The 21766-nt window shown below is 72.8% G+C and carries 19 protein-coding genes; 3 read left to right on the top strand and 16 right to left on the bottom strand.

Annotated elements, in window-relative coordinates; translation table 11 throughout:
* Position 1 precedes the first annotated feature (1 nt).
* The 3 genes from ACSU6Z_RS21075 to ACSU6Z_RS21065 all read left to right on the top strand — a co-directional run bounded on the left by ACSU6Z_RS21075 (position 2) and on the right by ACSU6Z_RS21065 (position 1644).
* Positions 2–415, top strand: a complete 414-nt coding sequence (locus ACSU6Z_RS21075; protein ID WP_004983065.1) for a roadblock/LC7 domain-containing protein — start codon at positions 2–4, stop codon at positions 413–415.
* Positions 416–509: 94 nt separating this feature from the next.
* Entirely contained in the window at positions 510–1082 is a 573-nt protein-coding gene (locus ACSU6Z_RS21070) for a DUF742 domain-containing protein (RefSeq protein WP_437047783.1), read from the top strand.
* Positions 1063–1644, top strand: coding sequence for a GTP-binding protein (locus ACSU6Z_RS21065; protein ID WP_055515381.1), 582 nt, complete (start codon positions 1063–1065; stop codon positions 1642–1644). The genes ACSU6Z_RS21070 and ACSU6Z_RS21065 overlap by 20 nt, the downstream gene beginning before the upstream one ends.
* A 178-nt stretch (positions 1645–1822) precedes the next feature.
* Here ACSU6Z_RS21065 and ACSU6Z_RS21060 read toward each other — a convergent pair whose 3' ends face one another.
* The 16 genes from ACSU6Z_RS21060 to ACSU6Z_RS20985 all read right to left on the bottom strand — a co-directional run bounded on the left by ACSU6Z_RS21060 (position 1823) and on the right by ACSU6Z_RS20985 (position 21759).
* Positions 1823–2020, bottom strand: coding sequence for an acyl-CoA carboxylase subunit epsilon (locus ACSU6Z_RS21060; protein ID WP_437047781.1), 198 nt, complete (start codon positions 2018–2020; stop codon positions 1823–1825).
* An 18-nt stretch (positions 2021–2038) separates the two neighbouring features.
* Positions 2039–3622, bottom strand: a complete 1584-nt coding sequence (locus ACSU6Z_RS21055; protein WP_437047780.1) for an acyl-CoA carboxylase subunit beta — start codon at positions 3620–3622, stop codon at positions 2039–2041.
* Positions 3623–3776: 154 nt separating this feature from the next.
* The gene (locus ACSU6Z_RS21050) at positions 3777–6170 is read right to left on the bottom strand and encodes a polysaccharide lyase 8 family protein (protein WP_437047778.1); all 2394 of its coding nucleotides are present in this window, start codon (positions 6168–6170) and stop codon (positions 3777–3779) included.
* 318 nt (positions 6171–6488) lie between these two features.
* Positions 6489–7892: a hypothetical protein gene (locus ACSU6Z_RS21045; RefSeq protein ID WP_437047776.1), complete on the bottom strand. Its 1404-nt coding sequence runs from the start codon at positions 7890–7892 to the stop codon at positions 6489–6491.
* A 128-nt stretch (positions 7893–8020) separates the two neighbouring features.
* The gene (gene cimA, locus ACSU6Z_RS21040; protein WP_437047774.1) at positions 8021–9625 is read right to left on the bottom strand and encodes a citramalate synthase; all 1605 of its coding nucleotides are present in this window, start codon (positions 9623–9625) and stop codon (positions 8021–8023) included.
* Positions 9626–9928: 303 nt separating this feature from the next.
* A complete protein-coding gene (locus ACSU6Z_RS21035; RefSeq protein ID WP_437047773.1) occupies positions 9929–11164 on the bottom strand; it encodes a TolB family protein in 1236 nt (411 codons plus the stop codon).
* A gap of 135 nt (positions 11165–11299) precedes the next feature.
* On the bottom strand, positions 11300–11908 hold the full coding sequence (locus tag ACSU6Z_RS21030; protein WP_437047770.1) for a TetR/AcrR family transcriptional regulator: 609 nt from the start codon (positions 11906–11908) through the stop codon (positions 11300–11302).
* A 9-nt stretch (positions 11909–11917) separates the two neighbouring features.
* Positions 11918–12955, bottom strand: coding sequence for an agmatine deiminase family protein (locus ACSU6Z_RS21025; RefSeq protein ID WP_437047768.1), 1038 nt, complete (start codon positions 12953–12955; stop codon positions 11918–11920).
* Positions 12956–12991: 36 nt separating this feature from the next.
* Positions 12992–14716: an urease subunit alpha gene (locus ACSU6Z_RS21020; protein WP_437047766.1), complete on the bottom strand. Its 1725-nt coding sequence runs from the start codon at positions 14714–14716 to the stop codon at positions 12992–12994.
* Positions 14713–15453, bottom strand: coding sequence for an urease subunit gamma (gene ureA, locus ACSU6Z_RS21015; protein ID WP_437047765.1), 741 nt, complete (start codon positions 15451–15453; stop codon positions 14713–14715). The genes ACSU6Z_RS21020 and ureA overlap by 4 nt, the downstream gene beginning before the upstream one ends.
* Positions 15454–15675: 222 nt before the next feature.
* Positions 15676–16764, bottom strand: a complete 1089-nt coding sequence (locus ACSU6Z_RS21010; protein ID WP_437047763.1) for a branched-chain amino acid aminotransferase — start codon at positions 16762–16764, stop codon at positions 15676–15678.
* Positions 16765–17022: 258 nt separating this feature from the next.
* On the bottom strand, positions 17023–18075 hold the full coding sequence (locus ACSU6Z_RS21005; RefSeq protein ID WP_437047762.1) for a 3-isopropylmalate dehydrogenase: 1053 nt from the start codon (positions 18073–18075) through the stop codon (positions 17023–17025).
* 85 nt (positions 18076–18160) lie between these two features.
* Positions 18161–18292 (bottom strand): hypothetical protein, encoded by a 132-nt coding sequence (locus ACSU6Z_RS21000; protein WP_437047760.1) that lies wholly within the window; start codon positions 18290–18292, stop codon positions 18161–18163.
* A 234-nt stretch (positions 18293–18526) separates the two neighbouring features.
* A complete protein-coding gene (locus tag ACSU6Z_RS20995) occupies positions 18527–19048 on the bottom strand; it encodes a GNAT family N-acetyltransferase (RefSeq protein ID WP_437047759.1) in 522 nt (173 codons plus the stop codon).
* A 104-nt stretch (positions 19049–19152) separates the two neighbouring features.
* Positions 19153–20784 carry an L-glutamate gamma-semialdehyde dehydrogenase gene (gene pruA, locus ACSU6Z_RS20990; protein ID WP_437047757.1) on the bottom strand — a complete coding sequence of 544 codons (1632 nt, stop codon included), beginning with the start codon at positions 20782–20784 and terminating at the stop codon, positions 19153–19155.
* Between the two features lie 48 nt (positions 20785–20832).
* Positions 20833–21759, bottom strand: a complete 927-nt coding sequence (locus ACSU6Z_RS20985) for a proline dehydrogenase family protein (RefSeq protein WP_437047755.1) — start codon at positions 21757–21759, stop codon at positions 20833–20835.
* Between the last annotated feature and the right edge of the window lie 7 nt (positions 21760–21766).

Here is a 21766-nt window from a genome sequence, read left to right as displayed (position 1 = left end):
GATGAGCCAGGCGGCACAGAACCTGAACTGGTTGATCACCAACTTCGTGGACAACACCCCGGGGGTGTCCCACACGGTGGTGGTCTCCGCCGACGGACTCCTTCTGGCGATGTCCGAAGGCTTCCCGCGCGACCGCGCCGACCAGCTCGCGGCCGTCGCCTCCGGTCTGACCTCGCTGACCGCCGGTGCCTCGCGCATCTTCGAGGGCGGCAGTGTGAACCAGACGGTTGTGGAGATGGAGCGAGGATTTCTCTTCATCATGTCCATCTCCGACGGTTCTTCGCTCGCGGTTCTCGCGCACCCGGAGGCGGACATCGGCCTCATTGGGTACGAGATGGCCCTGCTCGTGGACCGCGCCGGCACGGTCCTGACCCCGGATCTCCGCGCGGAGCTCCAAGGGAGCCTTCTCAACTAAAGGACAGACGGTGCGTTTTGGCGTCCCGGGGCCGTAAGGTTTCGGGACGCGGCTCCACAATGATGGGTGCCAGGCACAGTCGGAGGAGGAGAAAGTGGCAACACCCCCAGGCGGTTCGTCGTCGGGCAACTGGTCGTACGACCCTGCACAGGGTCCGGTCGATGGTTCCCAGAACCGGTACAACTTCCCCTCCGCACCGAGCCACGGCCAGCCGTACGTCCCGCCGGTCCCCGGCCCGTCGCCGTACGACCAGCCGCAGGCTCCGCGCATCCATCCCGTGCAGCCTCCGCGCCGCACCCCTGAGCCGGCGCCCTCCGGGACGTCGAACAACCCCCTGGTGCGTCCGTACGCCATGACGGGCGGCCGTACCAGGCCCCGCTACCAGCTCGCCATCGAGGCGCTGGTGCACACCACCGCGCAGCCGCACCAGATGCAGGGCCAGTTGCCCGAGCATCAGCGGATCTGCAACCTCTGCCGAGAGATCAAGTCGGTCGCCGAGATCTCGGCGTTGCTGACCATCCCCCTCGGCGTGGCCAGGATCCTCGTCGCCGACTTGGCGGAGGCGGGACTGGTCGCCATCCATCAGCCCGGCGGCGACGAGAACGCCGGCGGCCAGCCAGACGTGACACTGCTCGAAAGGGTGCTCAGTGGACTTCGCAAGCTCTAGCGGCGGTCCTTCCCGCTCCACCACCTCCGCGAAGATCGTGGTGGCGGGCGGCTTCGGCGTGGGCAAGACCACGTTCGTCGGCGCCGTCTCGGAGATCAACCCGCTGCGCACGGAGGCCGTCATGACGTCTGCTTCGGCGGGCATCGACGACCTCACCCACACCGGGGACAAGACGACCACGACGGTCGCCATGGACTTCGGCCGCATCACGCTCGACCAGGACCTGATCCTGTACCTGTTCGGTACGCCCGGTCAGGACCGCTTCTGGTTCATGTGGGACGACCTCGTGCGCGGCGCCATCGGCGCGGTGGTCCTGGTCGACACGAGGAGGCTCGCCGACTGCTTCCCCGCCGTCGACTACTTCGAGAACAGCGGACTGCCGTTCGTGATCGCCCTCAACGGCTTCGACGGCCAGCAGCCGTACACGCCGGACGAGGTGCGCGAGGCGCTGCAGATCGGCCCCGACACCCCGATCATCACCACCGACGCCCGCCACCGCGCGGACGCCAAGAGCGCGCTGATCACGCTCGTGGAACACGCGCTGATGGCACGGCTGCGGTAGCCCCGCGGCATGGTTGCGCAACGGCCCCCGACGGCCCAGTGGCCGTCGGGGGCCGTTGCCGTGTCGTGTGCCGGGTGCGGGGCGCGGGTGGCCGGGCGCCGCGCGCCTCGGGGCCTGTGACCGCACCGGTACGGGAAAAGGGCCCCTCCTGTGGGGAGGGGCCCTTTTTCCGTACCGGTCAGCGCCAGCTGTGCGGGACGCGGAAGCCCGGCTCGCGCTCCAGGCGGCGCCAGCCGGCGCGCACGCGGCCGCCGCGGGCCGGCGCGGCGATCTCGGCGGGGCGGGCCGCCGCGCGGGCCATCAGGACGGCCGTGATGGCGGCGACCTCCTCGGGCTCGGCGTGGCCCTTCTCGACACGGATGTCAGGTGTGGACATGCGACAGGCTCCTCGGGGTCACTGCGGCGGGTTGCCGTGCTTGCGGGACGGCAGGTCGGCGTGCTTGGTCTGGAGCATGGCCAGGGACCTGACGAGCACCTCGCGGGTCCCGGCGGGGTCGATGACGTCGTCCACCAGGCCGCGTTCGGCCGCGTAGTACGGGTGCATCAGCTCGGCCTTGTACTCCTTGACCATCTTCTGGCGCATGGCCTCGGGGTCGTCGGCCTCGGCGATCTGCCGGCGGAAGATGACGTTGGCGGCGCCCTCGGCGCCCATCACGGCGATCTCGTTGGTCGGCCAGGCGTAGGTGAGGTCGGCGCCGATGGACTGGGAGTCCATGACGATGTAGGCGCCGCCGTACGCCTTCCTGAGGATCAGGGAGATGCGCGGCACGGTCGCGTTGCAGTAGGCGTACAGCAGCTTCGCGCCGTGGCGGATGATGCCGCCGTGCTCCTGGTCGACACCGGGCAGGAAGCCCGGGACGTCGAGGAAGGTGACGATGGGGATGTTGAACGCGTCGCACATCTGCACGAAGCGGGCGGCCTTCTCGCTGGCCTCGATGTCCAGGACGCCGGCCAGCACCTGGGGCTGGTTGGCGACGATGCCGACCACCTGGCCGTCCAGGCGGGCCAGGGCGCAGATGATGTTGCGCGCCCAGCGCTCGTGGACCTCCAGGTACTCGCCGTCGTCGACGATCTCCTCGATCACCTTGGCCATGTCGTAGGGCCGGTTGCCGTCGGCCGGGACCAGGTCGAGCAGGGCGTCCGAACGGCGGTCGACCGGGTCGGCGCACTCCACCCGCGGCGGGTTCTCCCGGTTGTTCTGCGGCAGCAGGGAGAGGAGGTAGCGCACCTCGGCGATGCAGGTCTCCTCGTCGTCGTAGGCGAAGTGGGCCACGCCGCTCGTCTCGGCGTGCACGTCCGCGCCGCCGAGCCCGTTCTGGGTGATCTCCTCGCCGGTGACGGCCTTGACGACGTCCGGGCCGGTGATGAACATCTGCGAGGTCTCGCGGACCATGAAGACGAAGTCGGTCAGGGCGGGGCTGTAGGCCGCGCCGCCCGCGCACGGGCCGAGCATCACGCTGATCTGCGGGATGACACCGGACGCCTTGGTGTTGCGCTGGAAGATGCCGCCGTACCCGGCGAGGGCGGCCACGCCCTCCTGGATGCGGGCGCCGGCGCCGTCGTTCAGCGACACCAGCGGGGCACCGGCCGCGATGGCCATGTCCATGATCTTGTGGATCTTCGTGGCGTGGGCCTCGCCCAGCGCGCCGCCGAAGATGCGGAAGTCGTGGGCGTAGACGAAGACCGTCCGGCCCTCCACCGTGCCCCACCCGGTGATCACGCCGTCGGTGTACGGCTTCTTCGCCTCCAGGCCGAACCCGGTGGCCCGGTGGCGGCGCAGCTGCTCGACCTCGTTGAAGGAGCCCGGGTCCAGGAGCAGCTCGATGCGCTCGCGTGCGGTCAGCTTGCCCTTGGCGTGCTGCGCCTGCGTCGCCCGCTCGCTGGGGCCGGCCAGTGCCCGCGCACGAATCTCGTGCAGTTCGGCCACTCGCCCGCGCGCGTCCTTCGGTTCGCTCGGCGCATCATCCAAAACGGTCATGTAGCGACCATACGAAGCGGACCGAGAAAAGCGAGCCGTCGACTCCGTACAGTCTCCGACGGGTTTTCCTGGTACCCCTGAACAGAACCCCGCCGACATGCAGCCGTTTCGACTGCTCAGGGGCCCCACCGCTTGTAGGGGCCGTACAAAGCGGTCAGCCGAGAGTCACCTCACATCCGTGGGTGGCGCATTCCTCCCCCGGAGTGACGCGCAGGCGCAATCGGCGGCCGGTGCCGAGGATCTCGACCGTCTCGTCGGCCCGCGCCACCCCGCGCACGGGACGGTCCCAGACGATCTCCAGCGGCCGGCCGGTGCGCGGTGGCTCGCTCACGCGCAGGGCGGCGGTGCGGCCCCGGTGGCGGACCAGCACGCTCGCGCCCGCCGTGGCGGTGAGCGGGCCCGCCGTGCCAGCCTGCCAGAAGTTCGCGGCCGTCACCCCGAGGGAGGGAACGGCGACGGCCTGGCACGCGGTGTCGTTGGCGAGCACGGACAGCCGGTGCGCGGCGGCGGCGCGGCGGGCGGTCCGGCGGCGGCCGGCGCCGGGCAGGAGGACGTAGGCGTAGCCGGCGCCGTCCGGATCGGTGCCGTGGTCCAGCCAGAGGGTCTGCCAGCGGCGGGTGCGGCGTTCGGTGGTGCCGGCGCTGTTGATGTCGGACCAGGCGCCGGTGCGGTCCTCGCGCAGGGTCCTCAGTTCGCCGTCGAGGACGATCCAGCCGCCGTGGTGCTCCAGGTGCGCCCAGCCCGGGCCCCGGGTGAAGGCGGTGGCGCCGGCCTCCCCCAGGTTGCGGTTGTCGACGACCGTCTCGACGGGCACACCGTCGGCGCAGGTGATCCCGGCGCCCAGGCAGACCACCTCGTCGGCGAGGCAGAACCAGGACTTGCGGGCCTCGAGGGTCGAGCCGAGGCCCTTCAGGTGCTGGCCGATCGCCGCGTACTCGCCGTCGGTGGTGCCGCCGACCCAGCGCACGTCGGGCTTGGGCGCGCCCCATTCACCGCCCGCCCGGTCGGGCAGCCGCTTGGTGGAGACGGTGGTGCCGGGCAGGCGGTACCAGTCGACGGTGGGCCAGAACCAGTCCGTGTACTGGTCCGATCCTCCGCCGGACCCCGCCCACCAGTACGTCGTCCCGGCGCCGGTGTGCCAGCCGCGCGGGTTCTCGCCGTTGCCGCACTCGTAGTGCGCGATGCGGTCGCTGGCCATGGCGATGCCGACGGTGAAGCCGGGGCGGCGGTGCACGGCGCGGTCCATGGCCGCGAAGAGGCGGTGCCCTACGGGCTCGGGCGCGGCCGGGACGGGCGCGGCGGCGACGGCGTGCAGCCGGGCCAGGTCGGCCACGTCGAACTGCCGCGCCGTCAGGACGGGGCTGACCGTGTCCCGTTCGATCCACCCCTTCACGCGCGCGTGCCAGCGGTCCCGCTCCGCCGGGCTCGCCCCGCCCGCCAGCAGCGCGATCGCCGCGATGACGCCCTGCCCGTGGAAGTGGTCGCCGCGCATGACCCGCCGGTCGTCGCTCTCCAGGTACCCGCGGCTGATGGCGCGCCCGTTGACGGCGTCCATCATCAGCCCGTCGTGGAGGAACGGCGCGAAGGCGTGTTCGACGCTGTCGAGGACGTTCTGCCGGGCGGGGTCCGTGACCTCCCACTCGGAGCCTGCGAGGAGGGTGAAGAGCCGTCCGAGGCCGTCGAGCAGGACCTGCCCGTAGGTGCCCGAGTACGCCACCCAGGTGTGCTGGACGAACGAGCCGTCGGCGTACAGGCCGTCGCCCCGCGTGACGTACGGGAAGACCGGTGAGAGCGCGTCCCGGGCCAGGGCGATCTTGGCGGGGTTCCGGCCGAGGATGCCGCGCAGGGCGACCGAGCGGCACAGGTCGACGCGGTTGGCGCCGGTGGACGTGCCCGTGTAGGCGCCCAGCGCGGCGTCGGGGACGAAGTGGTCGACGGCGGCGCAGGCGGCGGCGATCCGGTCCTCGCCGAGGTGGTCGTACAGGGCGGCGGTGATGTCCGTCAGGAGGCGGGGGCTGCCGATCTGCCACTCCCACCAGTTGCCGTAGGGGGTGGTGGAGGGGTGGTAGACGGTGGCGGAGAGGTGGTCCAGGCCGCGCAGGACGTCCGCGAGGAGGGCGGGGTCGCCGGTGGAGCCGGTGCCCTGCTGGACGTACGCCTGGGTCATGGTCCACAGGCGGCCGTAGCCGAAGGTGATGCCGGACGGCGGGTCGAAGGGCCGGCCGGGCCACAGGGAGGTGGGGGTGGGGGCCATGGCGGCCCGGAAGGCGCGGGCGAGGGCGCCGGTCTCGGCGAGGCGGGAGGCGTACGGTTCGGCGGCCGGGTCGTAGCCGGCCCCGAGGGCGATGCCGAGCCAGCGGCGGCGGAGGGCGGCGTAGGGGTCGGGGTCCGCCGGGGCGGCGCGGGCGGGGGGAGCCGGGGCGAGCGCGGTGGCGAGGGCCGCCGCGAGCAGGACGGCGCGGCGGGTGGGGGGCCGGTGTGCGGCGGCCGGGGCGGAACGGGGCGACGGCGGGGGGCCGGAGGGGGGCGGGGCGGCGGGTGGGGTCATGCTCCTGCCGTTTACCACCCGGGCGGCGCCGGGGGAACCTCGCCGGCGCCGCCCCTTCGCGGAACCGGCCGGCCGGGGCGGTCCGGCGGGCGGCGGCACGCGCTCGGCGCGGACCCGCGCGCCCGGCCCGGAAGGGTGGGCCCGCCGGGTGGGCGGACGTCCCTCCCGGCCGCGCTCGGCGGCGGTCCGGCCGGGTGCGGCGTACCCGCCGTCCCGGTCGGCGGTCGTGGGCCCGCCCTTCCGCCGGGCCGCCGCGGGCGGGGCGGGAGGACCGAGGGCGCCCGGGCGCCCGGCGCAGCGGAGGCGCCCGCAGGGGCGTCAGAGCCCGCCGCCGAAGTCCCCTCCGCCACCGCCGCCGCCGAAGTCGCCTCCGCCGAAACCGCCCCCGCCGCCGAAGTCACCGGAGTCGAAGTCCGCGCCGGAGACGTCACCGCCTTCGTAGCCGCCGCCGAAGTCTCCGTAGCCGGAGCCGTAGTCGGCGGCGTACGTGGGGGTGGCCATCATGCCGCCGAGCATGGTGCCCACCAGCAGGCCGGGCAGGAGGCCGCCGCCGAAGTAACCGCCCGCCCAGGGGCCGTAGGCGGGACCGGCGTCCCAGTACGGGCGGCGGCCGTACTCGGTGTCCACCTCGCGGACCATCGGGTCCCGGCCCTCGTCCAGGCGGGTCCGGTCGGCGGCGCAGACCGGGACCTCGCGGGTCGCGCCGCCCGGCGGGGTCCAGGTGACGTCGGCGACCGACGGGCCGTGGCGCGGGTCGAAGAAGCAGGGCGGGCGCCGCTCGGGCAGCGGACGGCCCTCCCTGCGGGCGGCGAGCTGCGCGAGCGAGAAGCGGCCGTCCTCCAGGGCCTGGGTGACGGCGCGGACGTCCTCGGGTCCGCGGGCGTCGGCCATGGCGGTCTTGGCCTCCTCGTAGGCGTCCAGGGCGCGGGTGTAGTCGGCGCGCATGGCGTCGTCGGCGCCCGCCTCGGCCGGGTGGAAGTCCAGGCGGTCCAGTTCCTCGCCGAAGGCGGTGATGTCCTCGTCCACCACGACCCGCAGCCTCTCCAGGGCGGCCCGCTGCTCCTCCTCGTGACGGCGCCGGTTGCGCCGCACCAGCGTGTACGCGCCCGCGCCGCCGGCGACGAGCACGGCGCCCGCGGTGATCAGCGCGGTGGTGGACACCCCGCCGCCGGCGCCCTCGTTCCAGCCGCTCGGCGCCCCGCCGCCCATGTTGGCCAGGGCGCGGTCGGTGAAGTTGTCGAGCTGGGTGCGCGCGTCCTCGCCCTGCACGCTGCCGACGAGGTTGCCCACGGCCGCGCGCGGCAGCACCGCGGAGTCGGCGCGGGCGTCGAACCGGTCGCCGAGCCGGACCGCGTACAGGCCGGTGACACCGGTCGCCGTGCGCAGGTCGGTGAAGAGGTTCTCGGTGGGGTAGTCGGCCGGGAGCACCACCACGAAGAGCGGCTTGTCCGCGTCCTCGATCCGGTCGGCCAGGACCTGGGCCTCGCCCTCGGACAGCAGTGCGGAGGCGGCCGGATCGACGTACACGGGCCGTTCGCGCAGGGCCTCGGCGATGGCGGAGACGTCGGTGGCCGCGGGGGCGCGCGGGGCGGCCTGCGCGGACGGGGCGGACGGGGCGGCCTGCGCGGACGGGGCGGCCAAGGCGGCCGCGGCGGTCAGGACGGCGATCGCCAGCGCGATCAGCAGTCCGGCGGGACCTCGGGTGACTGTCGCGGCCTTCATACCTAGAAACTACCCGAAATTAACCCAAATAGGTCACCCATCGCACAGGAGTCCGCCCCGGATCGGGTGGGAGCGCTCGCGGGCGCCGCGCTCCGGTCCGGGGGGCGGCGCCCGCTACGGGAGGGGATCTACCGCGCCGGCGTCACCCCGGCCCGCAGCAGCCCGTAGGTGTAGGCGTCCTCCAGGGCCTGCCAGGAGGCGGCGATGACGTTGTCCCCGACGCCCACCGTGGCCCACTCCCCCCGTCCGTCGGAGGTGGAGATGAGGACCCGGGTCGTGGACTGGGTACCGTGCCTGCCCTCCAGGATGCGGACCTTGTAGTCGACCAGCTCCAGCCGGGCCAGCTGCGGGTAGATCTTCTCCAGGGCCACGCGCAGGGCCTGGTCGAGGGCGTGCACCGGGCCGTTGCCCTCGGCGGTGGCGACGATGCGCTCGCCCTTGGCCCACAGCTTGACGGTGGCCTCGTTGGCGTGGGTGCCGTCGGGGCGGTCCTCGACGATCGCGCGCCAGGACTCGACCTCGAAGTACTTCAGCGGCCCGCCCTCGGCCTCCGAGCGCAGCAGGAGTTCGAAGCTCGCGTCGGCGGCCTCGTAGGTGTAGCCCTTGAGCTCGCGCTCCTTGACCCGCTCGACGACCCGGCCGACCAGCTCCCGGTCGCCGCCGAGGTCGATGCCGAGCTCCTTGCCCTTCAGCTCGATCGAAGCGCGGCCGGCCATGTCGGAGACCAGCATCCGCATGGTGTTGCCGACCCGTCCGGGGTCGATGTGCTGGTAGAGGTCGGGGTCGACCTTGATGGCGGAGGCGTGCAGGCCGGCCTTGTGGGCGAAGGCGGAGACACCGACGTAGGGCTGGTGGGTGGAGGGGGTGAGGTTCACGACCTCGGCGATGGCGTGCGAGATGCGGGTGGTCTCGCGCAGCCTGCCCTCGGGGAGGACCTTCTTGCCGTACTTCAGCTCCAGCGCCGCCACGACCGGGAAGAGGTTGGCGTTGCCGACGCGCTCGCCGTAGCCGTTGGCCGTGCACTGGACGTGGGTGGCGCCGGCGTCGACCGCGGCGAGGGTGTTGGCGACCGCGCAACCGGTGTCGTCCTGGGCGTGGATGCCGAGGCGGGCGCCGGTGTCGGCGAGGACCGTGGCGACCACGGCGTGGATCTGCGCCGGGAGCATGCCGCCGTTGGTGTCGCAGAGGACGACGACGTCCGCCCCGGCCTCCGCGGCCGTGCGGACGACCGCCTTGGCGTACTCCGGATCGGCGCGGTAGCCGTCGAAGAAGTGCTCGCAGTCGACGAAGACGCGGCGGCCCTGGGCGCGCAGGTGGGAGACGGTGTCGCGGACCATCTCCAGGTTCTCGTCCAGGGTGGTGCGCAGCGCCAGCTCGACGTGCCGGTCGTGGGACTTGGCAACCAGCGTGATCACCGGGGCGCCGGAGTCCAGCAGCGCCTTGACCTGCGGGTCCTCGGCCGCGGTGGTGCCGGCGCGGCGGGTGGAGCCGAAGGCGACCAACTGGGCGTGCCGGAACTCGACCTCCTGCCGGGCGCGGGCGAAGAACTCCGTGTCCCGCGGGTTGGCGCCGGGCCAGCCGCCCTCGATGAAGCCCACGCCGTAGTCGTCCAGGTGCCGCGCGATGGCCAGCTTGTCCGCGACGGTGAGGTTGATGCCCTCCCGCTGCGCGCCGTCGCGGAGCGTGGTGTCGAAGACGTGGAACGAATCGTCGAGCTCGCTGGTTGCGGTCATGATCTTCAGGGCTCCTGTATGGGATCTCGGTCTACCGGAATGACCGGCTCCACCGTCCTCATGATCCCTCGCGCTCCCTTCCCGGCTCGGGGTGGGCCGGGAAAACGAAAAACCTCTCGCGGGTGCGAGAGGTCTGCGCGCGGGTCGAGGACGACGGTGTCCGCCCGTACCGGGTCGTACGTGGCGGTCACTGCGGACCGGCGCGCCTGCTGCCAATAATCGTGGCGAACGAGAGCACGGGGGCAGTCTGGCACAGACCGCCCCCGCGTTCACGGGTGTCTCAGTATGCGAGCTTCTGTTCACTCACCGCACACGGCGGACGAAGCCGTCCGACTCTCCGTTGGTGTCCCCCGGAACCAGCTGCGCCGAGGACGAGGCGAGACCCAGCAGCCGGCCGCCGCGGGCGAAGCCGGTGGGCGCGGTGTAGCCCTCGGTGAGCGGTTCGCCGGTCACTCCCGGGGTGGCGAGCGTGGTCCGTCCGGTGGCCAGGTCCCGGACGTATACGTTGTCGGCGGTGCCGCCGTCCGGCAGGGCCGTCTCCCGCTGGTAGGCGAGGGTGCGGCCGTCGGCGGAGAGCTGGCCCCCGCTCAGCCCGCCCGTGCCCTCGTGAGTGATCCGCCGGGTGGTGCCGGTGCGGGTGTCGCGGAGGTACAGCTCCCAGGTGTACGCCGGTGTCCCCGGGACGAGTGCGTCGTCGAAGGAGCTGAACACCGCATACCGGCCGTTCGCCGAGAGCGATACGCCCGCCGGCACGCCGTCGGTCTTCTCACCCTCCGGTGTCACGTTGAGCTGCTTCTGCTCGCCGGTGCGCAGATCGGCCAGCCACAGCTCGCCGGGCCCGCCGCGCGGATGGCGCTGGGTGTAGGCGAGGTGAGTACCGTCCGCGCTCAGCCGCACGTTCGGGACGTACCAGTCGGCCGGAACGCGGTCGCTGATCAGCCGGGTCTCGCCGGTGCGCCGGTCGGTGACATAGGCGCGGGTGTGGCCGGAGCCCCCGCTCTCCATCCGCGCGGCGCTGAAGGCGACGTAGCGCCCGTCGCCGGAGAGGTCGAAGCCGTCCCGGACAAGGGCGGTCCCGCCGTCGGGGGCGGCGCTGACCCGCTCCGTGCGGCCGGTGCGACGGTCGTGGACGTAGACGTCGGACGGCCGGGTGGCCGACGGTTCGGACCACTCGGCCAGCGTCCGGGCGCCGGAGATGAAGGCCACGTACCGGCCGTCGTCGCTGATCCGGGCGCTGTGGCTGCCGGCGTCGGCCTGCGTGCCGTCGGTCGCCACGTTGACCCGTTCGACGGTGCCCCGGCGCAGGTCCCGGACGAACACGTCGGACTCCCCATTGGTGTCACCCGGTACGACACCGGCGTCGGCCGTGGCGAACGCCGCGTAACGCCCGTCGGCGCTGAGCGACGGCCCGCCCGAGGACGCCGCCAACTGCTCGCCGGCCGCCGACACCGTGATCCGCTCGGTCCGCGGCTCCGGCACGGCCGTGGCCGGGGCCACCGACACCGCCGCCGTCACCGCCGCGAGCACGGCGACGGACATCCCCCGCATGGTTGTACGCACACTTCCCCCTGGTCGGACGCTTCTCCCCCGGCCCCGCGCCGAGGGCTGCCCCAGCCAAGCGCACCGGCGAGGACCGGGTCAATCCGACGCATGACGTACAACCCGGGCGGGCGTTCAGGTGTCCGCGAGGAGGCTCTCGTCCAGGAACTCCCGTACGTGGCCGAGGACGTGCGCCCGGTCCGCGCCCCGCAGCCCGATCGCGACGTGGATGGCGAAGCCGTCGAGGAGGGCGCGCAGGCGGGTCGCGAAGCGGTCGGGGTCGACGGGGCGGAACTCGCCGCGGGAGACGCCCTCGGCGAGCAGGGCGACCAGGTCGCGGTGCCAGGCGCCCTCGATGGCGGCCTGCCGGTCGCGGGCGTCCGCGGCGGCGTTCTGCGAGCGGTTCCAGACCTCCAGCCACAGCGTCCAGTGCGGGTCGCGATGGCCGTCGGGGACGTACAGGTCGACGTAGGCGTCCAGGCGCTCCCGGGCGGTCCCGCCGCGGGTGAGCAGCCGGCCGCGTTCGGCGCCGAGGCGGCCCTCGCTCCACTCCAGGGTCCGCAGCAGCAGTTCGTCCTTGGAGCCGAAGTAGTAGAGCAGGTGGCCGCTGCTCATGCCGACCTCGCGGCCCAGCGCCGCCATGGTGAGCTTCTCCAGACCGCGTTCGGCGATCATCTCCATGGCGGCGGCCAGGACCTGCTCGCGCGGTGGCGCGTTCCTGCGCGGCCGTGCCGCACCGGCCATCTGCGGCTCCTAGACCTTCGGCTGCTGCTGGGTGATGCAGTGGATGCCTCCACCGCCGGCGAAGATCGTACGCGCGTCGACCAGGGTGACGGTCCGTCGGGGGTGGAGGCGGCGGAAGATCCCGGCCGCGAGTTCGTCGCGCGGGTCGTCGAAGGCGCACAGCACGACGCCCCCGTTGCAGAGGTAGTGGTTGATGTAGGAGTAGTCGGCCCAGTGGCCGTCGGCCTCCAGGACGGTCGGCGCAGCGACCTCGACGACCTCCAGGCGGCGCCCGCGGGCGTCGGTGGCGGACCTCAGGATGCCGATGACCTCCTCGGTCACCTCGTGGTCGGGGTGGGCCGGGTCCGGCTGGTGGTGGGCGACGACGACGCCGGGGCCGGCGAAGGCGGCGACGATGTCGACGTGGCCGAGGGTGCCGTGGCCGTGGGGCGGGTAGTCGGCGGTGAGGCCGCGCGGCAGCCAGATCGCCTTCTCGGTGCCGAGGTGGGCGTGGATCTCCGCCTCGACCTGCTCCCTGGTCCAGCCGGGGTTGCGCTCGGGGCCGAGCTGGACGGTCTCGGTGAGCAGGACGGTGCCCTCGCCGTCGACGTGGATGCCGCCGCCCTCGTTGACCAGCTTCGAGGCGTAGGTGCGGGCGCCCGCGAGGCCGGCGACGTACGCGCCGATCCGGGAGTCGTGGTCCCAGCGGGCCCACTCCTGGGCGCCCCAGCCGTTGAACGTCCAGTCCACGGCGGCCAGTTCCCGCCCGTCAGTGACGAAGGTGGGGCCGATGTCGCGCATCCAGGCGTCGTCGAGGTCCCGCTCGACGGTGTCGACGTCCGGGCCGAGCAGGGAGCGGGCCTCCTCCGACCGGCCGGGGCCGCACACCACGGTGACCGGCTCGAAGCGGCGGACCGCGCGGGCGACCGACGCCCAGGCGGCGCGGGCGGCGGCGAGGTCCTCGGGGTCGTCGAAGGTGGGGTTGGGGCCGGGCCAGGCCATCCAGGTGCGCTCGTGCGGGGCCCACTCGGGGGGCATGCGGAAACCGTCGGCGGCGGGGGTGGTCATGGGGTTCCTTGGGGGAAGACGGACGAAACCGTGCGCTCAGAGGAAGTACAGGCGGTTGAGGGGGACCGAGTCGGCCGGGTCGGAGCGGACCGGGGCGCCGTCGAGGGTGACCAGGCCGGTGCGCTGGTCGACCTCGACCGCTCCGGTACGGCGGTTCAGGCGCAGGTCGGCCGGGCCGATGCCGCGGGTGCCGCGCACGGCGACCCGGCGGCGGCGGGTCGGCATCCCGTCGCCGCCCCGGTCGAGGGCGGCCCGGGCGACGAAGGCGACGGAGATGTCGGCGGGCGTCGCGCCGTGCGCGCCGAACTGCGGGCCGAGCACGAGGGGTTCGCAGGTGTCGGTGGCCGCGTTGGGGTCGCCGACCACGCCGTACGCCGGGAAGCCGGCCTTGAGGACGAGTTGCGGCTTGGCGCCGAAGTACTCCGGGCGCCACAGCACGATGTCGGCGAGCTTGCCCACCTCGATCGAGCCGACCTCGTGGGACAGGCCGTGGGCGATGGCGGGGTTGATGGTCAGCTTGGCGATGTAGCGCAGGACGCGGGCGTTGTCGTCGCCCTCGCCGTCGCCCTCCATCGGCCCCAGTTCGGCCTTCATCTTCCCGGCCATGGCGAAGGTGCGGCGGACGGTCTCGCCGGCCCGGCCCATGCCCTGCGCGTCGGAGGAGGTGATGCCGATGACTCCCAGGTCGTGCAGTACGTCCTCGGCGCCCATCGTCCCGGCGCGGATGCGGTCGCGGGCCATGGCGGCGTCGCCCGGCAGGTCGGTCTTCAGGTCGTGGACGGAGACGATCATGCCGTAGTGCTCGGCGACGGCGTCCCGGCCGAAGGGCAGGGTGGGGTTGGTCGAGGAGCCGATGACGTTGGGGACGCCCGCCATCTTCAGCACGTTGGGGACGTGTCCGCCGCCGCAGCCCTCGATGTGGAAGGCGTGGATGGTGCGGCCCTCCAGGACGCGCAGGGTGTCCTCCACGGAGAGGCACTCGTTCAGGCCGTCGCTGTGCAGGGCGACCTGGACGTCGTGCTCCTCGGCGACGCGCAGCGCGGTGTCCAGGGCCCGGGTGTGGGCGCCCATGTCCTCGTGCACCTTGAAGCCGCAGGCCCCGCCCTCGGCGAGGGCCTCGATCAGGGGTGCCGGGTCGGAGGAGGAGCCCCGGCCGAGGAAGCCGATGTTGACGGGCCAGGCGTCGAACGCGTTGAAGGCGTGCCTCAGCGCCCACGGCGAGTTGACGCCGACGCCCCACACCGGACCGAACTCCTGGCCGATGACGGTGGTCACGCCGGAGGCCAGCGAGGCCTCCATGATGCGCGGCGACAGCAGGTGGACGTGGGTGTCGACGGCCCCGGCGGTGGCGATGAGGCCCTCGCCGGACACGATGGAGGTGCCCGTGCCGACGACGACGTCGACGCCGTCGAGGGTGTCCGGGTTGCCCGCCCGGCCGATGCCGCAGATCCGCCCCTCGCGGATGCCGACGGAGACCTTCCTGATCCCCTGCGCCGCGTCGATCACGACGACGTTGCTGATGACGACGTCACAGGTCGCGCGGACGGCGGCGGCCTTCAGGTGCAGTCCGTCGCGGGCCGTCTTGCCGAAACCGGCGAGGAACTCGTCGCCGTACCTCTGCGCGTCGGACTCGACGCGGATCACCAGCCCCGAATCGCCGAGCCGGATCCGGTCGCCGGCCCGGGGACCGTGGGCGGCCGCGTAGGCGTGCGGGTCGACGTGGACCGACTCGCCGATCTCCCGTCCCTTCGAGCGGCTCATCGCCCGCCTCCTTCCGGCGCGGTCCGCGGGGCCGGCGCGGCCTGCGGGTCGTGGGCGACCCCCAGGTATCCGCAGGCGGCGGCCCGCCGCAGGGCCTCCTCCTTCGCCCCTGGCGCGTCCAGCGGCCCGTCGACCAGGCCGGCGAAGCCGATCGCGACCCGTCCGCCGCCGATCGGCACCAGCCCGACCTCGCGGCTCTCGCCCGGCCCGAAGCGCACGGACGAACCGGCCGGCACGGCGAGCCGCATGCCGTAGGCCCGCTCCCGCGCGAAGTCCAGGCGCGGGTTGGCCTCGAAGAAGTGGAAGTGCGAGGTGACCGACACCGGCACGGCCGCCGTGTTGGTGACCGTCAGCCGCACGGCCGGCTCGGGGTCGGCGTGCGCGGGCCCCGGCAGCAGCGCGCCCGGCCCTCCCCCTGCTTCACGGGGGGACCCCCGGCCGATGGGGTCGGAGACGACCGCGAGCCGGGATCCGTCGTCGAAGACCGCCTCGACGTGCACCTCGGTGACGATGTCCGCCACACCGGGCAGGACGTCGTCCGGGCCGAGCACCGACCGGGCGCGTTCGACGGCCTCCGCGAGGCGGGCGCCGTCACGGGCGGCCTCGCAGACGGTGTCCGCGACGAGTGCCGTCGCCTCCGGCACGTTCAGCCTCAGGCCGCGGGCCCGGCGGGCGCGGGCCAGTTCGGCGGCGCCGAACAGCAGCAGCCGGTCGCGTTCCGTGGGGGTCAGCCTCATGACCGGGCACCTCCTTGCCTCTCACACGTTAGAGCGACACTCTAACGTGTGGTTCCCTTACCGCAAGGTCTTTGTGGGCAAGCTGTCGCATATTCGATTGAACATCACTCTAAAAATTGGGCGGCGTGCCGGCAGCGGAGGGCGCCTCGTCCGCGCGGAACGCGACGGGGCCGCCGCGGACGTCGTGTCCGCGGCGGCCCCGTCGATCAGGACCTGTGGGGGTCAGCCCAGCTTGTGCATCCAGCCGTGCTTGTCCTCGGTGATGCCGCGCTGGATGCCCAGCAGCGCCTCGCGCAGGCGCATCGTGACCGGCCCGGGCGTGCCGTCGCCGTGGGTCCAGGCGTCGCTCTTGGTCTTGACGTGGCCGATGGGGGTGACCACGGCGGCGGTGCCGCAGGCGAAGACCTCGGTCAGAGCACCGGAGGCGGCGTCCTCGCGCCACTGCTGGAGGGTGACGACGCCTTCCTCCGCGGTGTAACCGAGGTCGCGGGCGACCTGGAGGAGGGAGTCGCGGGTGATGCCCTCCAGGATGGAGCCGGTCAGCTCGGGGGTGACGATCCGGTCGCCGTAGACGAAGGCGATGTTCATGCTCCCGCTCTCCTCGACCTTGGTGCGGGTGGCCGCGTCGAGGTAGACGACCTGGTCGCAGCCGTGCGCCGCGGCCTCGGCCTGGGGCAGCAGGGAGGCCGCGTAGTTGCCGCCGGTCTTGGCGTCGCCGGTGCCGCCGGGCACGGCGCGGACGTAGTCCTCGGAGACCCAGATGGTGACCGGCTTGACGCCGCCGGCGAAGTAGGCGCCGGAGGGCGAGGCGATCAGCAGGAACAGGTACTCGGTGGCCGGGTGCACACCGAGCCCGGTCTCCGAGGCGAACATGAAGGGGCGCAGGTAGAGGGACTCCTCGCCGCCGTGCGGCGGGACCCAGTCGGCGTCCTGGGTCAGCAGCGCGTCCAGGGCCGCGATGAACAGCTCCTCGGGCATCTCGGCCATGGCCATGCGGCGGGCGGAGCTGCGGAAGCGGCGGGCGTTGGCCTCCGGGCGGAAGAGTGCGACCGAGCCGTCGGGCTGGCGGTAGGCCTTCAGCCCCTCGAAGATCTCCTGTCCGTAGTGCAGGACGTGGGAGGAGGGATCGAGGGAGATCGGCCCGTACGGAACGAGCTGCGCGTCGTGCCAGCCGCGGCCCTCGGACCACTTGATCGTCACCATGTGGTCGGTGAAGTGGCGGCCGAATCCGGGGCTGGCGAGGATCGCCTCGCGCTCCGCGGCGGGGAGCGGGTGGGCGGAGGGCTTGAGCTCGATCGTGGGCGTCGTCATGGATGGATGTCCTTCACCGGTTGTCGTGACGGGCCGCGCTCACGCCCGTACGGCCGGTGGCCAGTGGTAGGACGTCCGAGCATTCCCTCATGTCGCGGCTCCGCGTTCGATTATCGCGCGCGGGCCGTCCGCGGAGGGAAGGGGGTGATGGCGGCCCAGGGGTCGATGGTCGCACCCGGCGGGGACGGGGGGAAAGCCGCCGGGTGCCTTCTTCGCGAGGGACCCGGCGGCTTCGGGGGGTGGGATCGGGCAGCCGGGTCAGCCGGCTACTCGTGCGGCGAGCGCGTCGCCGATCTGGGAGGTGCTGCGGGCGGGGAGTCCGCCGCGCTCGCCGAGGTCGGCGGCGACGGCGTCCTCGATGCGGACCGCCTCGGCCTCGTGGCCGAGGTGGCGCAGCAGCAGGGCGACGGACAGGACCGTGGCGGTGGGGTCGGCCTTGTCCTGGCCGGCGATGTCCGGGGCGGAGCCGTGGACCGGCTCGAACATGGACGGGAACTCGCCGGAGGGGTTGATGTTCCCGCTCGCGGCGACGCCGATGCCGCCGGAGACGGCCGCGGCGAGGTCGGTGATGATGTCGCCGAAGAGGTTGTCGGTGACGATGACGTCGAAGCGCTCGGGCTGGGTGACGAGGAAGATCGTCGCCGCGTCGACGTGGATGTACTCGGTGGTGACCTCGGGGTACTCCTCGGCCACCTTGTCGAAGACGTTCGTCCACAGGTGGCCCGCGAAGGTCAGCACGTTGTTCTTGTGGACCAGCGTGAGCTTCTTGCGCGGGCGGGCCTGGGCGCGGGCGAAGGCGTCGCGGACGACGCGCTCGACGCCGTAGGCCGTGTTGACGGACACCTCGGTGGCGACCTCGTGGGGCGTGCCCTTGCGGATGGTGCCGCCGTTGCCGGTGTACGGGCCCTCGGTGCCCTCGCGGACGACGACGAAGTCGATCTCCGGCTGGCCGGCGAGCGGGGTGGCGACGCCGGGCAGGAGCTTGCTGGGCCGCAGGTTGACGTGGTGGTCGAAGGCGAAGCGGAGCTTGAGCAGGAAGCCGCGCTCCAGGACGCCGGAGGGCACCGACGGGTCGCCGATGGCGCCGAGCAGGATGGCGTCGTGCCGCTTCAGGGCGTCGAGGTCGGCGTCGGTGAGGGTCTCGCCGGTGGCGTGGTAGCGCTTGGCGCCGAAGTCGTACTCCTTGGTCTCCAGCTTCACATCCTGCGGGAGGACGGCGGAGAGGACCTTCAGGCCTTCGGCCACGACCTCCTGGCCGATGCCGTCACCGGGGATCACTGCGAGATTGAGGGTGCGAGAGCTTGCCGACATGCGCGGCACCCTACTCCTCGTCCCAGGGGATGACACGCGGCGTCCGCCATGCGGACACCGGCGCGTCGGCGGCGACGGGGGCGGCTCAGTGGCCGGTCTCCCCGCCGTTGTCCCGGCGGTCGAGGGCGCGCTGGAGGGCGGCGGCGGCGTTCTTGCGGTCGGACTCGCTCGCGTGGGAGACGCGGCGGACTCGGCGGCGGACGGTCGTCTCGGGCATGGGGATCGACTCCTTCGGCACACGGGGTGGCACGGAAGACGGGTTTCGATTCGAGACGCCGGAAGGGGCGGGGAGCGGTGGGCCGCAGGGGTCGCCTGCGCGGGGCCCGGCTCACGACCGCTATTCGCTGGGTCGAGCGAGACGTTCGGCTCCTACAAAACTAAGGGAGGGCGGAGCATCTGTCTGCACAATTACTCGGACTTCCTACTATCTGAGACGGCCCAGGTCAGAGCGTCAGAGCACGTCTCCGTCCCGCCGGTCGGAGACCAGCCGGTCCTCGGGGCCGCCCGGCGCGGGCCGGACGCGGGTGCTGCCCTCCTCGTCGGGCAGCGGGACGACGCCGTCGGGGCCGAGGGCGGCGATCGGGCCGCCCCACGGGTGCCGGCCGCGGGCGGTGCGGAGCGCGGCGCCCCCATCCCCGGCGGAGAGCGAGCCGAAGTCGTGGGCGCGGGCGACGATCCCCTCCAGGGCCGCCATGACCCGCCCGCCCAGACCCCGCCGCCGCGCGCCGGCCCGTACCGCGACACCCTCGACGTGTCCGACGCGCCGCCACCGCCCCCGGTGGCGCACGCGCCGCGTCACGACGGCGCCGTGCGCGGCGGGCCCCCGCCCGTCGTGGACCAGGGCGTGCACGCCGCCCGGGGTGTGGTCCCGGTCCTCGTCGGTGAGACCGCCGCCGAAGGCGTCGTGCGGCAGGGCGCGGACGGCGGTGAGTCCGGCGGACGTGAGGCCGGCGGTGTGCGCGGTGCGGGCCATGACGCCGGTATCGCGAGGCGCCCGGTGCCCTCGCCCGTGCTTTCGCGGCACACGGACGGGCCGGGTCCGCGCGTGGACCCGGCCCGTCCGTGGGGCGTGGGGCGTCAGCCCATGTGCGGGTAGGTGTAGTCGGTCGGCGGGACCAGCGTCTCCTTGATGGCGCGGGTCAGGGTCCAGCGCATCAGGTTCTGCGGGGCGCCGGCCTTGTCGTTGGTGCCGGAGGCACGGCCGCCGCCGAAGGGCTGCTGGCCGACGACGGCGCCGGTCGACTTGTCGTTGATGTAGAAGTTGCCGGCCGCGTAGCGCAGCTTCTCCATCGTGTACGCCGCCGCCGCGCGGTCGCGCGCGATGACCGAGCCGGTGAGGGCGTAGTCGGAGACCGACTCCATCTGGGTCAGCATCTCGTCGTAACGGTCGTCCTCGTAGACGTACACGGCGAGGATCGGGCCGAAGTACTCGGTGCGGAAGACCTCGTTCTCCGGGTCGGTGCACTCGATGACGGTCGGGCGGACGAACCAGCCCACCGAGTCGTCGCAGGAGCCGCCGGCGACGATCGTGCAGGCGGGGTCGTTCTTGGCGCGGTCGATGGCGGCCTTGTTCTTGGCGAAGGCGCGCTCGTCGATGACGGCGCCGATGAAGTTCGACAGGTCGGTGACGTCACCCATGGCGATGCCGTCGACCTCGGCGGCGAACTCCTCCTTGAAACCGTCGTTCCAGATGGAGGCCGGGATGTAGGCGCGGGAGGTGGCGGAGCACTTCTGGCCCTGGTACTCGAAGGCGCCGCGGGTCAGGGCGGTCTTGAGGACGGCGCGGTCGGCGCTGGGGTGGGCGACGACGAAGTCCTTGCCGCCGGTCTCGCCGACCAGGCGCGGGTAGGCGCGGTACTTCTCGATGTTGTTGCCGACCGTCTTCCACAGGTACTGGAAGGTCTTGGTCGAGCCGGTGAAGTGGATGCCGGCGAGGTCGCGGTGGTTCAGGGCGACCTCGGAGACCTCCAGCCCGTCGCCGGTGACGAGGTTGATGACGCCCTTGGGCAGGCCCGCCTCCTCCAGCAGCCGCATGGTCAGCACGGCGGCGTGGGTCTGCGTCGGGGACGGCTTCCACACCACCACGTTGCCCATGAGCGCGGGCGCGGTCGGCAGGTTGGCGGCGATCGCCGTGAAGTTGAACGGCGTGATCGCGTAGACGAAGCCCTCCAGCGGGCGGTGGTCGAGGCGGTTCCACACGCCGGGGGAGTTGGCCGGGGGCTGCTCGGCCAGGATCTGGCGGGCGTAGTGGACGTTGAAGCGCCAGAAGTCGGCCAGCTCGCAGGGGGTGTCGATCTCGGCCTGCTGAGCGGTCTTGGACTGGCCGAGCATGGTGGAGGCGGCCAGGGTCTCGCGCCACGGGCCGGTCAGCAGCTCGGCGGCGCGCAGGATGATCGCCGCGCGGTCGTCGAAGGACATCGCGCGCCAGGCCGGGGCGGCGGCCAGGGCGGCGTCGATCGCGTCCTGCGCGTCCTGCCGGGTGGCGTTGCGGTAGGTGCCCAGGACGGCCTTGTGGTTGTGCGGCTGGACGACCTGGAACTCCTCGCCGCCGCCCATGCGCCGCTCGCCGCCGATGGTGCAGGGCAGGTCGATCGGGTTCTCGGCCAGCTCCTTGAGCTTGGCCTCCAGGCGGGCGCGCTCGGGCGAGCCGGGGGCGTAGCCGTGCACCGGCTCGTTGACGGGGGTGGGGACCTGGGTCACAGCGTCCATGGGTTCCGAACTCCTTGATCTTGAGCGGTGTTGCGGGCGGTGACGGGCTCAGCCCTTGGTGACCATCGAGCGGGCGAAGAAGCGCAGGTTCGCCGGCTTCTCCGCCAGCCGCCGCATGAAGTAGCCGTACCAGTCGGTGCCGTAGGCCGTGTAGACGCGCATGCGGTGGCCCTCGGCGGCCAGCCGCAGGTGCTCCTCGCTGCGGATGCCGTACAGCATCTGGAACTCGTACTCGTCGGGCTTGCGCCCGGCGCGGTGGGCCAGCTCCTGGCCGATGGAGATCAGACGGGGGTCGTGCGACCCGATCATCGGGTAGCCGTCGCCCTCCATCAGCGTCTTCAGGATCCGTACGTACGCCTTGTCGATCTCGTGCTTGTGCTGGTGAGCGACCTCGGCGGGCTCCTTGTAGGCGCCCTTCACCAACCGTACGCGAGAGCCGTTCGCGGCGAGGCGGCGCGCGTCGGCCTCGGTGCGGAAGAGGTAGGACTGGATGACGCAGCCGGTCTGCGGGAAGTCCTTCCGCAGCTCGTCGTGGATGGCGAACATCGAGTCCAGGGTCGTGTGGTCCTCGGCGTCGAGGGTGACCGTGGTGCCGATCCCGGCGGCGGCCTCGACCACCGGGCGGACGTTCTCCAGGGCCAGCTCGTGACCGCCGTCCAGCGCCTGCCCGAACATGGACAGCTTCACCGACATCTCGGCGCGGGTGCCGAGCTCCAGCGGCGCCAGGCGGTCGATCAGCTCCAGGTAGGCGTCCCGGGCGGCCTCCGCCTGCTCGGGGGTCGTGATGTCCTCGCCGACCACGTCCATGGTCAGCTCCAGGCCCTTGCCGGTGAGGTCACGGACGATCGGCAGGACCTCGTCGACCGTCTCGCCGGGGATGAAGCGGTCGACGACCGGCTTGGTCACCGGGGCCGCCGAGACCAGACGTCGCATCCGGTCGCTGCGCGACGCGGCGAGAATCACGGGACCCAGCACGGGGCAC

This window comes from Streptomyces sp. enrichment culture (assembly GCF_964273145.1).
Lineage (GTDB): Bacteria > Actinomycetota > Actinomycetes > Streptomycetales > Streptomycetaceae > Streptomyces.
This window is presented reverse-complemented; position numbering and strand designations above follow the sequence as displayed.